Below are 17,057 nucleotides of genomic sequence, written 5' to 3'. Positions count from 1 at the left end.
GAAGCAGTAGGCACAGGTGTCCGCAGTGGTCTCCACCGGTAACCTCACACCCATGGCCTCACGTCCGTCCGCAGCCAAGAAGACGCCCGCGAAGAAGGCGGCCGCGCCCACCAAGGCTCCGGCGAAGAAGGCCGCTGCCAAAAAGCCGCCCGCCAAGAAGGCCCCGGCGAAGAAGGCGCCCGCCAAGAAGGCCGCCGCGAAGAAGCCCGCACCGAAGCCGGCGCCCAGCCCCACGGGGGGCGTCTACCGGCTCGTACGCGCCCTCTGGCTGGGCCTCGCGCACAGCGTCGGCGCGATGTTCCGCGGCATAGGGCGCGGCGCCAAGGGGCTCGACCCGGCGCACCGCAAGGACGGACTCGCGCTGCTGCTGCTCGGCATCGCGCTGATCGTCGCCGCCGGGACGTGGTCGAATCTGCGCGGACCCGTGGGCGACCTCGTCGAGATGCTGGTGACCGGCGCGTTCGGCCGCCTCGATCTGCTGCTTCCGATACTGCTCGCGGTCATCGGCGTACGCCTCATCCGGCACCCCGAGAAGCCCGACGCCAACGGCCGCATCGTGATCGGCCTGTCCGCGCTCGTGATCGGCGTCCTCGGCCAGGTCCACATCGCCTGCGGGGCGCCATCGCGCGACGACGGGATGCAGGCCATAAGGGACGCGGGCGGGCTCATCGGATGGGGCGCTTCCGCCCCGCTGACCTTCACGATGGGCGAGGTGCTCGCCGTACCGCTGCTCGTCCTGCTGACCGTCTTCGGACTGCTCGTGGTCACGGCGACGCCGGTCAACGCCATTCCGCAGCGGCTGCGGCTGCTCGGCAGCAAGCTCGGCATCGTCCAGGCGGAGCCCGAGGCGGACGACGGCGAGTTCGCCGACGACGACGAGCGGTACGACGAGCAGTGGCGCGAGGCGCTGCCCGCGCGCCCGCGCAGGCGTGCCGCGGCCGCCGAGCCCTACGACCCCGACCAGGCCGAGGAGGCGGCGCTCTCCAAGCGGCGCAGGCCGCGCCGTGCGTCGGTGCAGCCCGCGCTCGACCGGCCGATGGACGCGGTGGACGTGGCGGCCGCCGCTGCCGCCGCCCTGGACGGCGCGGTCCTGCACGGCATGCCGCCGTCGCCGCTGGTCGCCGACCTCACGCAGGGCGTCTCCGGCGACCGTGAGCAGCGCGAGGAGCGTGAGCCCACGGCTCCGGTGCCGACCGCCAGGGCGACGGACAGTCCGCCGCCCGGCGCGCTGCGCAAGAAGGCCGAGCGGCCCGCCGACTCCGCCGTACCGGACCTCACCAAGGCCGCCCCGGAAGCGCCGCGGGACCTGCCGCCGCGCGCCGAGCAGCTGCAGCTCGCCGGCGACATCACGTACGCGCTGCCCTCGCTCGACCTGCTTGAGCGCGGCGGCCCCGGCAAGTCCCGCAGCGCCGCCAACGACGCGGTCGTGCACTCGCTGTCGAACGTCTTCACGGAGTTCAAGGTCGACGCCGTCGTCACCGGCTTCACCCGGGGCCCGACGGTCACGCGCTACGAGATCGAGCTCGGCCCCGCCGTGAAGGTCGAGAAGATCACGGCGCTGGCCAAGAACATCGCGTACGCCGTCGCATCCCCGGACGTCCGGATCATCTCGCCGATCCCCGGCAAGTCCGCGGTCGGCATCGAGATCCCGAACACCGACCGCGAGATGGTCAACGTCGGCGACGTGCTGCGCCTCGCGGACGCGGCCGAGGACGACCACCCCATGCTCGTCGCGCTCGGCAAGGACGTCGAGGGCGGCTACGTCATGGCCAACATGGCGAAGATGCCGCACATCCTGGTCGCCGGTGCCACCGGCTCCGGAAAGTCGTCCTGCATCAACTGCCTGATCACTTCGATCATGATAAGAGCGACGCCCGAGGACGTACGGATGGTCCTCGTCGATCCCAAGCGCGTCGAGCTCACCGCGTACGAGGGCATCCCGCACCTGATCACGCCGATCATCACCAACCCCAAGCGGGCCGCCGAGGCGCTCCAGTGGGTCGTACGCGAGATGGACCTGCGCTACGACGACCTCGCGGCGTTCGGATACCGGCACATCGACGACTTCAACCAGGCCGTCCGCGAGGGCAAGCTCAAGACGCCCGAGGGCAGTGAGCGGGAGCTCAAGACCTATCCGTATCTGCTGGTGATCGTCGACGAGCTCGCGGACCTGATGATGGTCGCGCCGCGCGACGTCGAGGACTCGATCGTGCGCATCACGCAGCTCGCGCGCGCGGCCGGCATCCACCTGGTGCTCGCCACGCAGCGGCCCTCCGTGGACGTCGTGACCGGTCTGATCAAGGCCAACGTGCCCTCACGGCTCGCCTTCGCGACCTCCTCGCTCGCCGACAGCCGGGTCATCCTCGATCAGCCCGGCGCGGAGAAGCTCATCGGAAAGGGTGACGGTCTGTTCCTGCCGATGGGCGCGAACAAGCCCACCCGTATGCAGGGTGCCTTCGTCACCGAGGACGAGATCCACGCGGTGGTCCAGCACTGCAAGGACCAGATGGCGCCGGTCTTCCGGGACGACGTCACGGTCGGCACCAAGCAGAAGAAGGAGATCGACGAGGACATCGGCGATGACCTCGATCTGCTGTGCCAGGCCGCTGAACTGGTGGTTTCCACCCAGTTCGGGTCCACGTCGATGCTCCAGCGCAAGCTGCGCGTCGGTTTCGCCAAGGCCGGACGGCTCATGGACCTCATGGAATCCCGCGGCATCGTGGGCCCCAGCGAGGGCTCCAAGGCACGTGACGTTCTTGTGAAACCCGATGAGCTGGACGGCGTGCTCGCGGTGATCCGGGGGGAGGCTCACCCGTAAGGGAACGGCAGGCAACCGTTTCCCCTCCGCATACGTCAAGTTGAGGGGAGTAGGAACACCATGTCCCCGCAGCAGGATGTCCGGCCATTCCGATGGCGTACAAAGTCCGTCGCCCGGTTGCCCCACCCTTTCCGACCCCCCCTAGACTGAGTCTCCGGCAGGTGGCTACACGCTCGAAAGGCGCCCCCGTGTCCATCGGCAACTCCCCTGAAGACGACCGCCCTTCAGACGACCGACCCGCAGACGACCGCCCGGCAGCCGAGAGCTCGGCAGTCGAGAGCCAGGCAGCTGAGAGTCCGGCGGACGACCGCCCCTCGATCGGGCGTGCGCTGCAGCAGGCGCGCATCGACGCGGGGCTGACCGTCGACGAGATCAGTTCCTCCACGCGGGTGCGCATCCCGATCGTCCACGCGATCGAACAGGACGACTTCTCCCGGTGCGGCGGCGACGTGTACGCCCGCGGCCACATCCGGACCCTCGCGCGCGCCGTGGGGCTTGATCCCGCCCCCCTGCTCGCCCAGTACGACGAGGCGCACGGCGGTCGGCCGCCGGCGCCCACCCCGGCGGCGCCGCTCTTCGAGGCCGAGCGGATCCGGTCGGAGCCGCGCACGCCGAACTGGACGGCGGCCATGGTCGCCGCCATCGTCGCTGTGATCGGCTTCGTCGGGTTCACCGCGTTCAACGGCGGGGACGACGGGGAGGGCTCCAGGACGCAGGTCGCCGAGGGCTCGACGCCAGCGACCAGCAAGCCCGCCACGAAGCCCGCGCCCGACAAGCCTGCCGACCCCAAGCCGGACCCGTCCGACAGCGCCATCGCCGGCGCCCCCAAGGACAAGGTCACGGTCAAGGTCAGCGCTCCGGACGGCCGCAGCTGGCTCTCGGCCAAGGACCACAACGGCCGGACGCTCTTCGACGGCGTCCTCGAACAGGGCAAGTCGAAGACCTTCCAGGACCAGGAGAAGATCGACCTGGTCCTCGGTGACGCCGGAGCGATCAAGCTGTTCGTGAACGGCAAGGCGATCGACAACGAGTTCGAGCCCGGTCAGGTGGAGCGCCTCACGTACACGAAGGGCGATCCCGAGGTCGGCTAACCCTCGCGGCTGGGGCTCGGGCGTGGACAAAGTAGTCTTGAGACCATGCCCGAACGCCGCACCGTCGCCCTTGTCACTCTTGGCTGCGCCCGTAACGAGGTGGACTCGGAGGAGCTCGCAGGCCGCTTGGAGGCGGACGGCTGGCAACTCGTCGAGGCCGCCGAAGACGCGGACGTCGCCGTAGTCAACACCTGTGGATTCGTCGAAGCCGCCAAGAAGGACTCCGTCGACGCCCTCCTGGAAGCCAATGACCTCAAGGGTCACGGCAAGACCCAGGCCGTCGTGGCCGTCGGCTGCATGGCCGAGCGGTACGGCAAGGAGCTGGCCGAAGCCCTCCCCGAAGCCGACGGTGTCCTCGGCTTCGACGACTACACCGACATCTCCACCCGGCTGCAGACCATCCTGAACGGCGGCAGCGTCGAGGCCCACACCCCGCGCGACCGGCGCAAGCTGCTGCCGATCAGCCCCGCGGAGCGGCAGGAGGCCGGTTCGGACGTCGCGCTGCCCGGGCACGCGCCCGTGGACCTCCCCGACGGCCTCGCGCCCGCATCGGGGCCGCGTGCTCCGCTGCGCCGCCGCCTGGGCACCAACCCCGTCGCCTCCGTGAAGCTGGCCTCCGGCTGCGACCGGCGGTGCTCCTTCTGCGCCATTCCGTCCTTCCGCGGCTCCTTCATCTCGCGGCGCCCCTCGGACGTCCTCGGCGAGACCCGCTGGCTGGCCGAGCAGGGCGTCAAGGAGGTGATGCTCGTCTCCGAGAACAACACCTCGTACGGCAAGGATCTCGGTGACATCCGTCTCCTGGAGACGCTGCTTCCGGAGCTGGCAGCCGTCGACGGCATCGAGCGCGTACGGGTCAGCTACCTGCAGCCGGCCGAGATGCGGCCCGGACTCATCGACGTACTGACGTCGACGGAGAAGGTCGCGCCCTACTTCGACCTGTCCTTCCAGCACTCCGCGCCCGGTGTGCTGCGCGCGATGCGGCGCTTCGGGGACACCGACCGCTTCCTCGAGCTCCTCGACACCATTCGGTCGAAGGCGCCGCAGGCCGGTGTCCGGTCCAACTTCATCGTGGGCTTCCCCGGCGAGAGCGAGGCCGACGTGGCCGAGCTCGAGCGGTTCCTCACGGGCGCGCGGCTGGACGCCATCGGCGTCTTCGGGTACTCCGACGAGGAGGGCACCGAAGCGGCGACGTACGAGCACAAGCTGGATCAGGACGTCGTCGACGAGCGGCTCGCGCACATCTCGCGGCTCGCCGAGGAGCTGACCTCGCAGCGCGCCGACGAACGCCTCGGAGAGACCCTCGAGGTGCTCGTCGAGGCCGTGGACGAGGAGGACGGCGCCATCGGCCGGGCCGCGCACCAGGCGCCCGAGACGGACGGCCAGATCCGCTTCACGGGCGGCACCGGTGGGGACGCCCTTGAGGTCGGCCGTATGGTCGTGGCAAAGGTGGTCGGCACGGAGGGTGTGGACTTGGTGGCTGAGTGTCTCGAGGAGGCCGGCAGATGACCGGAGTCCCGGCATCCGCGGCGGGCGGCTCCGGCGCGCAGGGCGCGAAGCCGGTGCGCGGCGGGAAGCTGGGCGCTGCGGCCGTCAACCAGGCCAGCGTGTGGAACGTAGCCAACCTGCTGACGGTGATCCGGCTGCTGCTCGTGCCGGGTTTCGTGATGCTGCTGCTCGCCGAAGGCGGGTACGACCCGGCCTGGCGTGCGTGGGCCTGGGCGGCCTTCGCCGTCGCCATGATCACCGACCTGTTCGACGGGCACCTGGCACGTACGTACAACCTGGTCACGGACTTCGGGAAGATCGCCGACCCGATCGCCGACAAGGCGATCATGGGAGCCGCGCTGATCTGCCTCTCCTACCTCGGTGATCTGCCCTGGTGGGTGACGGGAGTGATCCTCGGGCGCGAGCTCGGGATCACGCTGCTGCGGTTCTGGGTGATCCGCTTCGGGGTCATTCCGGCCAGTCGCGGCGGCAAGATGAAGACGCTGGCACAGGGCACGGCGGTGGGGATGTACGTCCTCGCGCTGACCGGGCCGCTTGCGACGCTGCGGTTCTGGGTGATGGCGGTCGCCGTCGTGCTGACCGTGGTGACCGGGCTCGACTATGTGCGGCAGGCCGTCGTGCTGCGGCGCCAGGGCCTGGCCGAGGCGCGGGAAGCGGCCGACGGGGCCGCCGCCGGGGAGGCTCGGGAGTCGACGTCGTGACGTCGGCCGCCGAGGGGACGTCCGCCGCCGACCGGGCGTCCGCTGTCGACCGAGCCGTCGAGGCGCTGGGGCTGCTGAGGGCACGGGGCGAGACGCTCGCCGTCGCCGAGTCGCTGACCGGCGGTCTGGTGGCCGCCGAGGTGACGGCGGTGCCGGGGGCCTCGCGGGTCTTCCGGGGGTCCGTGACGGCGTACGCGACCGAACTGAAGCACAAAGTGCTCGGGGTCGACGACGGCCTGCTCGCCGAGCGCGGGGCCGTGGACGCCGAGGTCGCGCTGCAGATGGCGGCGGGTGTGCGCGAGGTGCTCGGGGCGGACTGGGGGATCGCCACGACGGGCGTCGCCGGTCCTGATCCGCAGGACGGACAGCCGGTCGGAACGGTGTTCGTGGCCGTCCACGGGCCGGGTTCCGGGCTTCGCTCTGAGGGGAAAGTGACCGCGCTGCGGTTGAACGGTGAGCGTTCGGACATCCGTATGGAGAGTGTACGGAGCGTGCTCACGCTGCTCGTCGAGCGGCTTTCCGGCGAACGAGCCGGGAATGGGCGGGCACAGGATACGGAACAGAACGGGGGGAATTGATGTTTGCAGCCCTGAGTGAACACGACATCGCTCCCCGCACGGCCGCCGCGCAAGGCGGTACGGTGGGGCGTGAAGGATGCGGCTACGCGGTCCGAGGAGGGAGCCACCGATGATTCTGCTCCGTCGCCTGCTGGGTGACGTGCTGCGTCGGCAGCGCCAGCGCCAGGGCCGTACTCTGCGCGAAGTCTCCTCGTCCGCCCGAGTCTCGCTCGGCTATCTCTCCGAGGTGGAGCGGGGGCAGAAGGAGGCATCCTCCGAGCTGCTTTCCGCGATCTGCGACGCGCTTGACGTACGGATGTCCGAGCTCATGCGCGAGGTGAGCGATGAGCTCTCTCTCGCGGAACTGGCTGCGTCGGCAGCGGCTACGGAACCGGTGCGCGCACCGGTTCGCCCGATGCTCAATTCCGTCTCCGTGAGCGGCGTACCGCCGGAACGGGTGACGATCAAGGCGCCTGCGGAGGCGGTGGACGTCGTCGCTGCGTGACGCTGCGTCGACTGTGCACGCCATGTGAGCGCTCCGATGTGTCGAAGCCCCGGCCGGGTCACCGGTCGGGGCTTTCGTCTGTCCCGAGGTGCTCCAACTCCCGAGATGCCCTGGTTGGTGCACTTGTGACATGGTTGGTGGGGATTTTCGAATTCGGGGGGGGGATGTGTGAGCCCTGGAGGCCGGATGTACGTCGTGAAGAGCCCTCTGTCCGATGCGGACCTGAAGACCGTCTCGGACGCCCTGCAGGGCGCGCTGGTGGACCTGGTCGACCTCTCCCTGGTGGCCAAACAGATCCACTGGAACGTGGTCGGACCGCGCTTCCGCTCCGTCCATCTGCAGCTCGACGAGGTCGTGGACACGGCGCGGCTGCACTCCGACACGGTGGCCGAGCGGGCCTCCACGCTGGGTGTACCGCCCGACGGGCGGGCCTCGACGGTGGCGCGGAGCAGTGGCATCGGTGCGGTCGCCGAAGGCTGGGTCAAGGACGCGGACGCGGTGGGGACGCTCGTGGACGCGCTCGGTGCGGTGATCACGCGGATGCGGGAGCGGGTCGAGGCGACGGGGGATGCGGATCCGGTGAGCCAGGACATCTTCATCGGGATCACGGCTGATCTTGAGAAGCATCATTGGATGTTTCAGGCGGAGAACGGCTGATCCGGGCATCTGAGGGGTCGCCGTGCCTCGTGTGCGCTGTGGTGCGCCCTCGCGTCGGGTGAGGGTGGGCGTCTAGCGTCGGCCGGGGGCTTGGTGTCGGCTGGGTGCGCGGCGTGGGTCGGGGTGCTTGGTCTGGGCCGGGGTGCTTGGTGTCGACCGGGCGTGCGGTGTGGGCCCGGCGTGCGGGGTGGGCCGGGCGTGCGGTGTGGGCGGGCGTGCGGTGTGGGCGGGCGTCGGACTCGGGTGTCGAGCCTCGGGTGGAGGTGGTGGCCGTGGCAGGGAGGGTCGTGCGGTGGGCGCCGGCTCTGGCTCTGGGTGCGCTCTGGTGGTGGGGCGTGCTGCGGCTGGCGTTCGCGCCTGATGCGGGGGCTCTGGAGGGGGCGGTCGCGGCCGGTGGATGGGGGCTGAGTCTGCTGCCGGTGCACTGTGTGCCGAAGTCCCGGGCTGCGGGTGCCGCCTCCAGGGGCAGGGGGGCTGGGGGGCGGGCGCGGGGGTCGGACGGTGCGCTGCGGTGGCCCGGGGAGCGTATGGCCAAGGCCGCCGCCCGAGCGGCTGCCGACGGCGCTACCAAGGCATGGCGACGCCGCCGTTCGGGCGGAGGATCTGGCCCGTCGTGAACGCGGACGCGTCGGATGCCAGGTGCAGGACGGCGTGCGCGATGTCCTCCGGTTCGCCGACGCGGCCCAGGGGGGACATGCGGACCATGATCCCTTCGGTGTGCACTTGCGCCTCGGTGTCGTGGCGGTCCGTCATGGGGGTGCGGATCCAGCCGGGCGCGACCGCGTTGACGCGGATGCCGTGCGGGCCCACCTCCGTGGCGAGGGTCTTGGTGAGCTGGACGACGGCGGCCTTCGCCGCGCCGTAGCAGAGGAGGCCGGGGCCGCCGGTGTCGACGGCGCCTGAGGCCATGGTGATGATGCTGCCGGTGGGGGTGGGGGTGGGGGTGCTGGTGCCAGTGCCGGTGGCGCTGCTGGTGCCCGAGGCTTTGGGTTTTGTGGCGATCATGGTGCGGGCTGCCGCCTGGCAGGCGTACAGGACGCCCTTGAAGTTGATGTTCAGGACCCGGTCGAGGTCCTCGTTGCGGGTCTCGAGGACCGGGCTGCTGTGCATGATCCCGGCGATGGCGGCCATCACGTCCAGGCGGCCGGTGGCGGCCGTCGCGGTCGCGACGGCCTGGTCGACCTGGGTCCGGTCGGCCACGTCCAAGGGGTGGATGTGTGCCGTACCGCCCGCCGTCTTGATGAGCGTGGCCGTCTCGTGGAGCCCCTGCTCGTCGCGGTCGGCGCAGTGGACGGTTGCGCCCGCCTCCGCGAGGAGGACGGCCGAGGCCCGGCCGATGCCGCTGGCCGCGCCCGTGACGAATGCGGTGCGTCCGGTGAGGTCGTACGCCGTGAGGGGCATGACGGGACGGTACGACTGGATCTGACGAGGCGTCAACTGGCTGGTGGGTGTGGGTTCTTCGGGAGTGGCAGGGCTTCGGCGTCAGGGGGTCGGGCCCTGCTGGCAGGTGGGGCACCAGTAGGTGGGGCGGCTGCGGGAGCCGTCGCCCTGGTCGGCCGTGCGGACGGGGGTGCCGCAGCGGAGGCAGGGGCGCGGGGTGCGGCCGTAGACGTACAGGCGCTGGTCCGTGCGGGTGCGGCCGGTGGTGGTGCGGGCCGGGCGCTCGCGGTTGGCCTCCAGGAGCTTCTTGGCGAGGGCGGGGAGGCGGGACGCCTTGTCGGCGGGGAGCTCGCCGATGGGCAGCCAGGGGGTGGCGCCGATGAGGAAGCAGAGCTCGCTCTTGTAGACGTTGCCGATGCCCGCGAGATTGCGCTGGTCGAGCAGGGCCTCGCCGAGGGCGCGCTCCGGGGCGGCGAGGAGATTGCGCAGGGCCTGGTCGGCGTCCCAGTCGGGGCCCAGGAGGTCGGGGCCGAGGTGGCCCACCGCCTTGTGCTCGTCGGCGGTGCGGAGCAGTTCGAGTACGGGCAGTCGGTAGCCGACAGCGGTGCGCTCTGCGGTGCCGATGATGGCCCGGATCTGGTGGCCGGGGCCGCCGCTCCAGCGCTCTGCGGGTGCGTACACCCGCCAGGATCCGTCCATGCGGAGGTGCGAGTGCAGGGTCAGGCCGCCTTCGAAGCGGGTCAGGAGGTGCTTGCCGCGCGGGGTCACGTCCAGGACGGTGCGCCCGGTGAGGTCGACGGTCGCGAGCTTCGGCACGCGGAGGTCGGAGCGCGTGACGGTGTGCCCGGCGAGGGCGGTGTGCAGACGCCGGGCCGCCTGGTGGACGGAGTCTCCTTCGGGCATGGGTCAAGGGTGGCATAGCATGGCGTGGGTGGTGCGGGGGCGGGTGCGTCAGGTCCCAGGGGGGGAGGGCGCGGGTGCAGGTGGAGGCCTGGCGGTGCCGCTGTGCGTGGTGGAGGCCAGGGCGGCCGTGCCCGTCAGCTATGCGCGCAGGCGGAGGCCGCGTGGGGTGGCGTGGAAGCCGGCTCCTTCCAGGAGAGGGGCGAAGGGGGAGGTCAGGGCGGCAGCCCCGTTGATGCGCTCGACCGTGACCGTGCCGAGTGAGCCCGCTCGGGCGGCGCCCGCGAGCGCCTCCGCGGCCGGGCGCAGGCGGGGGTCCTCGGTGGGGGGCGTGTCGTCAGGGGCCGAGGGCCAGGCCAGCAGGGTCTTGCCGCCCCGCTCCATGTACAGGGCCAGCTCGCCGTCGACCAGGACGACGAGGGAGCCTGCCTTGCGGCCGGGCTTGTGGCCCGCGTCGCTGGGAGGCTCGGGCCAGGGCAGCGCCGCCCCGTAGGCGTTCGCCGGGTCGGCGGCGGCGAGGACGACGGCCTGGGATTCGGAGGCGCGCGGGGCGTACCCCATGGAGGAGGGCGAACTGTCCGCGCGGTCGCGGGCGTTGGCCGTGGCGCGCAGCCGGTCCACCGCGCCGTCCATCGCGAACTGCGCGGCGCCGAGCCCTTCGACGACATAGCCGCGCCGTGCCTGCCCGCTGTCCTCGAAGGCCGACAGGACGCGGTACGTCGCCGAGAAGCCGCCCTCGACGCCTTCGGCCGCGACCGCGCCGCGGGTCACCACCCCGTGCCGGTCCAGGAGGGTGCGGGCCAGGGCGTGGGCGCGCAGGGTGGGGTCCGGTTCGCGGGTGGGGAGCAGCGACCAGCGGCCCGCCACGGTCGGCGGACCCGTCCGGGACGCGGGGCGGGCGGCGGCCGTCAGCGTGCCGTAGCGCCCGCGCGGGATCGTGCGCTTGGCGCGGTGGGCCGTGGAACCGGCCGTGCGGCCCGAGCCGAGAAGCGCGCGCATCGGGGCGAGCGTGTCGTTCGTGAGCCGCCCGGACCAGGCCAGGTCCCAGATCGTGTCGGCCAGTTGGGGATCCGGGACGTCGGGATGGGTGGTGGCACGGACCTGGTCGGCGATCTGCCGGAAGAAGAGGCCGTAGCCCCCGGAGAGGGTGTTCAGGACGGACTCGTGGAGCGCGGTGAGCTCCAGAGGGTGCGGCGGTGGCAGGAGCAGGGGCGCGGCGTCGGCGAGATACAGGGAGACCCAGCCGTCCTTGCCGGGCAGCGCGCCCGCCCCGGCCCACACCACCTCTCCGGCGGCGGTGAGTTCGTCGAGCATGGCCGGCCCGTACCCCGCGACGCGGGAGGGCAGGACGAGCTTCTCGAGAGCGGACGCGGGCACCGTCGCCCCCTGCAACTGCTCGACGGCACGTACAAGGCCGTCGACGCCGCGCAGGCCGTGCCCGCTCAAGTGCTGCCACTGGGGCAGGAACTGGGCGAGCGCGGACGGCGGCACCGGCTCCAGCTCGTGCCGCAGCGCGGCCAGGGAGCGGCGGCGCAGTCGGCGCAGGACGGCCGCGTCGCACCACTCCTGGCCGATGCCCGCCGGATGGAACTCTCCTTGTACGACACGTCCGTTGGCGGCGAGCCGCTGCAGCGCCCCCTCCGTGACCGCCGCGCCGAGGCCGAACCGGGCGGCGGCTGTCGCCGAGGTGAAGGGGCCGTGCGTGCGCGCGTACCGGGCGATGAGGTCGCCCAGGGGGTCCTTGACGGGCTCGGTGAACGCCTCGGGGACGCCGACCGGCAGCGCCGTGCCGAGCGCGTCGCGCAGCCGGCCGGCGTCCTCGATCGCTGCCCAGTGGTCGGCTCCGGCGATCCGGACGCGGATCGCGCGGCGGGTCGATGCCAGCTCCTCTGCCCACTCCTGCTCGGCCCCGCGCTCGGCCAGCTCGGCGGCGGTGAGTGGCCCGAGCAGACGCAGCAGATCGGCGACGCCTTCGGCGTCCTTGACGCGTCGGTCCTCCGTGCGCCACTGGAGCTCCTGCTCCAGCTCGGCAAGCACCTCCGCGTCGAGCAGCTCGCGCAGCTCGGCCTGGCCGAGCAGCTCCGCAAGGAGACGTGAGTCCAGGGACAGGGCCGCCGCGCGCCGCTCGGCGAGCGGCGAGTCGCCCTCGTACAGGAACTGCGCCACATATCCGAACAGCAGTGAGCGCGCGAACGGGGACGGTTCGGGCGTGGTGACTTCGACGAGCCGGACCTTGCGGGACTCGATGTCGCCCATCAGTTCCGTGAGGCCCGGTACGTCGAAGACGTCCTGGAGGCATTCCCTGACCGCTTCGAGGACGATCGGGAACGACCCGAACTCGCTGGCCACCTGGAGCAGTTGTGCGGCGCGCTGGCGCTGCTGCCACAGCGGGGTGCGCTTGCCGGGGCTGCGGCGCGGAAGGAGCAGCGCGCGGGCGGCGCACTCGCGGAAGCGGGAGGCGAACAGGGCCGAGCCGCCCACCTGGTCGGTGACGAGCTGGTTTACCTCGCCCTTGTCGAAGGCGATGTCACCGGCTCCTACGGGTGCCTGCTCGGCGTCGTACTCCAGATGCCCGCCCGTCGTGGGCTCCTGGTCGAGCAGGTCGAGGCCCATCAGGTCGGCGTCCGGCAGGCGCAGGACGATGCCGTCGTCGGCGTGCATCACCTGGGCGTCCATGCCGTACCGCTCGCTGAGCCGGGAGCCGAGGGCGAGCGCCCAGGGCGCGTGCACCTGCGCGCCGAACGGGGAGTGCACGACGACCCGCCAGTCGCCCAGCTCGTCCCGGAACCGCTCGACCACGATCGTCCGGTCGTCCGGGATGTGGCCGCAGGCCTCACGCTGCTCGGCCAGGTAGGTCTGGACGTTGTCGGCCGCCCAGTCGTCGAGCCCCGCGGCCAGCAGGCGCACGCGCGCGTCCTCGCGCGACAGCGATCCGACCTCCCGGAGGAACGCGCCCACCGCACGCCCCAGTTCGAGCGGGCGGCCCAGCTGGTCGCCCTTCCAGAAGGGAAGTCGGCCGGGGACGCCCGGTGCGGGGGAGACCAGGACGCGGTCGCGGGTGATGTCCTCGATGCGCCAGGAGCTGGTGCCGAGGGTGAACACGTCGCCGATACGGGATTCGTAGACCATCTCCTCGTCCAGCTCGCCGACCCGGCCGCCGCCCTTCTTCGGGTCCGCGCCGGCGAGGAAGACCCCGAAGAGGCCGCGGTCGGGAATCGTGCCCCCGGAGGTGACCGCGAGGCGCTGCGCGCCCGGCCGTCCGGTGACGGTGCCGGCGACGCGGTCCCACACCACCCGCGGCCGCAACTCCGCGAAGGCGTCCGACGGATAGCGGCCCGCGAGCATGTCCAGGACAGCGGTGAACGCCGACTCCGGGAGCGAGGCGAAGGAGGCCGCACGGCGGACCAGGGCCAGCAGGTCGTCGACCTGCCAGGTGTCCAGGGCGACCGTCGCGACCAGCTGCTGCGCCAGGACGTCCAGCGGGTTGGCAGGGATGCGCAGCGACTCGATGGAGCCGGTCCGCATCCGCTCCGTGACCACGGCGGCCTGCACCAGGTCTCCGCGGTACTTGGGGAAGACGACGCCGGTGGAGACCGCGCCCACCTGGTGTCCGGCACGGCCGACGCGCTGCAGTCCGGAGGCGACGGAGGGCGGCGACTCGACCTGGACCACCAGGTCGACCGCGCCCATGTCGATGCCGAGCTCCAGGCTGGAGGTGGCGACGACGGCCGGCAGCCGGCCCGCCTTCAGGTCCTCCTCGACCTGGGCGCGCTGCTCCTTGGACACCGAGCCGTGGTGGGCGCGGGCGAGAACCGGAGGGGCGCCCTTGGCCGCGCCCGATTCGGCCATCAGCTCGGCGGGGGAGTGGTCCTCGGGAAGCGGCTCGCCCGTCGCGCGTTCGTACGCGATCTCGTTGAGCCGGTTGCACAGGCGCTCCGCGAGGCGGCGGGAGTTGGCGAAGACGATCGTCGAGCGATGCGCCTGGACGAGGTCGGTGATGCGCTCCTCGACATGCGGCCAGATCGAGGGCCGCTCGGCGGCCTGGTCGGAGTCGGCGACCGGGGAACCGCCCAACTCCCCGAGATCCTCGACCGGAACGACCACGGAGAGGTCGAACTCCTTGCCGGACGGCGGCTGGACGATCTCCACCCTGCGCTGCGGGGACAGATAGCGCGCCACCTCGTCCACCGGACGGACCGTCGCCGACAGGCCGATACGGCGGGCGGGCCTGGGCAGCAGCTCGTCCAGCCGCTCCAGGGAGAGCGCGAGGTGCGCACCGCGCTTGGTGCCCGCGACCGCGTGGACCTCGTCCAGGATCACCGTCTCGATGCCCGTCAGCGCGTCCCGCGCGGCGGACGTGAGCATCAGGAAGAGCGACTCGGGTGTGGTGATCAGGATGTCCGGCGGGCGCGTGGACAGCGCGCGGCGCTTGGAGGGCGGGGTGTCGCCCGAGCGGATGCCGACCCGCACCTCGGGCTCGGGCAGGCCCAGGCGCACGGACTCCTGCCGGATGCCGGTCAGCGGGCTGCGCAGATTGCGCTCCACGTCGACCGCGAGGGCCTTCAGCGGTGACACGTACAGCACGCGGCAGCGCTTCTTCGGGTCGGCGGGCGGCGGGGTCGATGCCAGCTGGTCGAGGGCGGCGAGGAACGCGGCCAGCGTCTTGCCGGAGCCGGTCGGCGCGACCACCAGCACGTCCGAGCCCTCCCCGATGGCCCGCCACGCCCCGGCCTGGGCGGACGTGGGCGCGGAGAAGGCCCCCGTGAACCAACCGCGGGTCGCGGGGGAGAACCCGTTGAGTGCGCTGTGGGCGCTGGATGCGGACCTGACCATGACCCCATCGTGCACCCCGCCACTGACAACGGCGCCGACCTGCGGAAAAGGGCTTACAAAAGGGCTTGCGCGGCTGTCGCAGAATGAGAGTCATGGCAGCTTCGGCGGAGCAGGCGCGGCACTGGCGTTACGCGGAGCTGCCCGGGGTCGATCTGCTGCGGGCCCACTATGTCCGCAAGACGTTCGTGCGCCACACCCACGAGCACTTCGTGATCGCCGCGATCGCCGAGGGCGTCGACGTCTTCCACCACGGCGGCGCCGACCAGCACGCGGGGCCGGGAACCCTCGCCCTGATCAATCCGGACACCACGCACACGGGCCGGGCCGGTGCGCCCGAGGGCTGGCGGTACGGCGCGGTCTATCCGTCGCCGGAGCTGGTCGCCGCGATCGCCGGGGAGACGACGGCGATCCGGGGCGCGCCCGGCTTCATCCGCCCTGTGCTCGACGATCCGTACGCCGTCGCCCTCGTGCACCGCGTGCTGCGCGCGGCGGAGGAGAGCAACGCGCTCGCCGCCGACACCCTGCTGCGCGTGACGGTGACGCGGCTGCTGCGGCTGAACGGCGGCCGTCTGCCGCAGCGCGCCGTGCGGACGGCGGGGGCCAGGACGGCGGCACGCGCACGTGCCGTCCTGGAGGAGTGTCTCGTCGACCCGCCGAGCCTGGAGCGGCTCGCCGCCGACCTCGGCGCCAGCCCGTTCGCCCTGCTGCGGGCCTTCCGCGACGCGTACGGCATGCCGCCGCACGCGTGGCTCACGGACGCGCGCGTCAGGCGTGCCCGCGCCCTCCTGGACTCGGGAACGGCGCCCGCCGAAGCGGCCGTCGCGGTGGGATTCACCGACCAGCCGCACCTCAACCGGCACTTCACCCGGATCGTCGGGGTGCCGCCGGGGGCGTACCAGCGGGAGCGCAAGAATGTACAAGACCCGGAATCGACCGCCCCCGTAGCGTCCGAGGCGTGGCAGAACAGATAACCCCCGCGGACATCCGCGCAGCGGAAACAGCGGGCGAACCGGCAGACCAACTGGCAGGCCAACCGGCAGACGAGCCAGCACCGGAGAAGCCGGACTCCGCCGTCGTCCGCGACGCCCTCGGTGTCGGCGTCGCCGTCGGACTCTCCGGCTTCGCCTTCGGCGTGACCTCGGCCGGCAGCGGCCTCACCGTGCTGCAGACCTGCGCCCTCAGCCTGCTGGTCTTCACCGGGGCCTCGCAGTTCGCGCTGGTCGGTGCGCTCGCGGGCGGCGGGAACCCCTTCACGGCCGCCGCGGGGGCCTTCTTCCTGGGCGTACGCAACGCCTTCTACGGACTGCGCCTTTCGCAGCTGCTCGCCCTCCCGCGCACGGTGCGGCCCTTCGCCGCCCACTGGGTGATCGACGAGACCACCGCCGTCTCCCTGGCACAGCCCACGCGGCGCACGGCCCGCATCGGCTTCACCGTGACAGGGCTCAGCCTCTATGCGCTCTGGAACCTCACCACGCTCCTCGGCACCCTCGGTGCCGAAGCCATCGGTGACACCGATGCGTGGGGCCTCGACGCCGCGGGACCCGCGGTCTTCCTGGCGCTGCTCGCTCCGATGCTGCGGACGACCACGGAGCGCGCCGTCGGGGCCGTGGCGGTCCTCCTCGGGCTCGGACTGCTGCCCGTGCTGCCCGCGGGCGTTCCCGTCCTCGTGGCCGCTCTCGCGGTCCCGGCCGTCCTCTACGTAGAGGGGCGCAAAGCCCGTGACAGTCGCCGGGCTCGTGACGAGGCGCGGAGGGAGGACCGTTGAACATCTGGATCGCCATCGGCGTGACTTTCGTCAGCTGCTACCTCGTCAAGCTCGCGGGGCTGCTCGTGCCCGCAGGCGCCCTGGAGCGTCCGCTGGTCCAGCGCATGGCGGCGCTGCTGCCCGTGGCCCTGCTGGCGGCGCTCACGGCCCAGCAGGCCTTCGCCGAGGGCCGGGTGCTGGTCCTGGACGCCAAGGCGGCAGGGCTCGCGGCGGCGGCCGTGGCGCTGCTGCTGCGCGCGCCGTTCCTCGTCGTCATCTTGGCGGCCGTGGTCGTCACGGCGGGGCTGCGGGCGCTGACGGGCTGAACCGGTGTTACCGCTCACGGGAGTCGGTCCCGGCATTGC

The 17,057-nt window shown here is 72.1% G+C and carries 14 protein-coding genes; 11 read left to right on the top strand and 3 right to left on the bottom strand.

Annotation, left to right across the window (positions count from 1 at the left end; all coding sequences use genetic code 11):
- Positions 1 to 52: 52 nt before the first annotated feature.
- The 8 genes from AB0O76_RS34115 to AB0O76_RS34080 all read left to right on the top strand — a co-directional run bounded on the left by AB0O76_RS34115 (position 53) and on the right by AB0O76_RS34080 (position 8,452).
- Positions 53 to 2,818 carry a DNA translocase FtsK gene (locus AB0O76_RS34115; protein WP_365499411.1) on the top strand — a complete coding sequence of 922 codons (2,766 nt, stop codon included), beginning with the start codon at positions 53 to 55 and terminating at the stop codon, positions 2,816 to 2,818.
- 188 nt (positions 2,819 to 3,006) lie between these two features.
- Positions 3,007 to 3,909 (top strand): helix-turn-helix domain-containing protein, encoded by a 903-nt coding sequence (locus tag AB0O76_RS34110; RefSeq protein ID WP_365499408.1) that lies wholly within the window; start codon positions 3,007 to 3,009, stop codon positions 3,907 to 3,909.
- Between the two features lie 45 nt (positions 3,910 to 3,954).
- On the top strand, positions 3,955 to 5,415 hold the full coding sequence (gene rimO, locus AB0O76_RS34105; protein ID WP_365499405.1) for a 30S ribosomal protein S12 methylthiotransferase RimO: 1,461 nt from the start codon (positions 3,955 to 3,957) through the stop codon (positions 5,413 to 5,415).
- A complete protein-coding gene (pgsA, locus tag AB0O76_RS34100; protein ID WP_365499402.1) occupies positions 5,412 to 6,116 on the top strand; it encodes a CDP-diacylglycerol--glycerol-3-phosphate 3-phosphatidyltransferase in 705 nt (234 codons plus the stop codon). The genes rimO and pgsA overlap by 4 nt, the downstream gene beginning before the upstream one ends.
- 65 nt (positions 6,117 to 6,181) lie before the next feature.
- On the top strand, positions 6,182 to 6,694 hold the full coding sequence (locus AB0O76_RS34095) for a CinA family protein (protein WP_365499447.1): 513 nt from the start codon (positions 6,182 to 6,184) through the stop codon (positions 6,692 to 6,694).
- Positions 6,695 to 6,803: 109 nt separating this feature from the next.
- The gene (locus AB0O76_RS34090; RefSeq protein ID WP_160507571.1) at positions 6,804 to 7,178 is read left to right on the top strand and encodes a helix-turn-helix transcriptional regulator; all 375 of its coding nucleotides are present in this window, start codon (positions 6,804 to 6,806) and stop codon (positions 7,176 to 7,178) included.
- 186 nt (positions 7,179 to 7,364) lie between these two features.
- On the top strand, positions 7,365 to 7,835 hold the full coding sequence (locus tag AB0O76_RS34085; protein ID WP_266871247.1) for a DNA starvation/stationary phase protection protein: 471 nt from the start codon (positions 7,365 to 7,367) through the stop codon (positions 7,833 to 7,835).
- Positions 7,836 to 8,107: 272 nt separating this feature from the next.
- Positions 8,108 to 8,452 (top strand): hypothetical protein, encoded by a 345-nt coding sequence (locus tag AB0O76_RS34080; protein WP_365499398.1) that lies wholly within the window; start codon positions 8,108 to 8,110, stop codon positions 8,450 to 8,452.
- Here the strand turns inward: AB0O76_RS34080 and AB0O76_RS34075 are convergent.
- The 3 genes from AB0O76_RS34075 to AB0O76_RS34065 form a co-directional block, all read right to left on the bottom strand.
- A complete protein-coding gene (locus tag AB0O76_RS34075; RefSeq protein WP_365499395.1) occupies positions 8,400 to 9,236 on the bottom strand; it encodes an SDR family NAD(P)-dependent oxidoreductase in 837 nt (278 codons plus the stop codon). The two genes, AB0O76_RS34080 and AB0O76_RS34075, sit on opposite strands and share 53 nt — an antisense overlap.
- 81 nt (positions 9,237 to 9,317) lie before the next feature.
- Entirely contained in the window at positions 9,318 to 10,118 is an 801-nt protein-coding gene (locus AB0O76_RS34070; RefSeq protein WP_365499392.1) for a DNA-formamidopyrimidine glycosylase family protein, read from the bottom strand.
- A 138-nt stretch (positions 10,119 to 10,256) separates the two neighbouring features.
- A complete protein-coding gene (locus AB0O76_RS34065) occupies positions 10,257 to 14,948 on the bottom strand; it encodes an ATP-dependent helicase (protein WP_365499389.1) in 4,692 nt (1,563 codons plus the stop codon).
- Between the two features lie 92 nt (positions 14,949 to 15,040).
- Between AB0O76_RS34065 and AB0O76_RS34060 the strand changes: the two genes are divergently transcribed.
- Genes AB0O76_RS34060 through AB0O76_RS34050 form a run of 3 tightly spaced genes read left to right on the top strand, consistent with a single transcriptional unit; the run spans position 15,041 to position 17,018 of the window.
- Positions 15,041 to 15,919 (top strand): AraC family transcriptional regulator, encoded by an 879-nt coding sequence (locus AB0O76_RS34060; protein WP_365499386.1) that lies wholly within the window; start codon positions 15,041 to 15,043, stop codon positions 15,917 to 15,919.
- Between the two features lie 50 nt (positions 15,920 to 15,969).
- Positions 15,970 to 16,713, top strand: coding sequence for an AzlC family ABC transporter permease (locus tag AB0O76_RS34055; protein WP_365499444.1), 744 nt, complete (start codon positions 15,970 to 15,972; stop codon positions 16,711 to 16,713).
- Positions 16,710 to 17,018: an AzlD domain-containing protein gene (locus AB0O76_RS34050; RefSeq protein ID WP_365499383.1), complete on the top strand. Its 309-nt coding sequence runs from the start codon at positions 16,710 to 16,712 to the stop codon at positions 17,016 to 17,018. The genes AB0O76_RS34055 and AB0O76_RS34050 overlap by 4 nt, the downstream gene beginning before the upstream one ends.
- The last annotated feature ends 39 nt before the right edge of the window (positions 17,019 to 17,057 follow it).

Source organism: Streptomyces sp. NPDC086554 (genome assembly GCF_040686095.1).
Taxonomy (GTDB): Bacteria; Actinomycetota; Actinomycetes; order Streptomycetales; family Streptomycetaceae; genus Streptomyces.
This window is presented reverse-complemented; position numbering and strand designations above follow the sequence as displayed.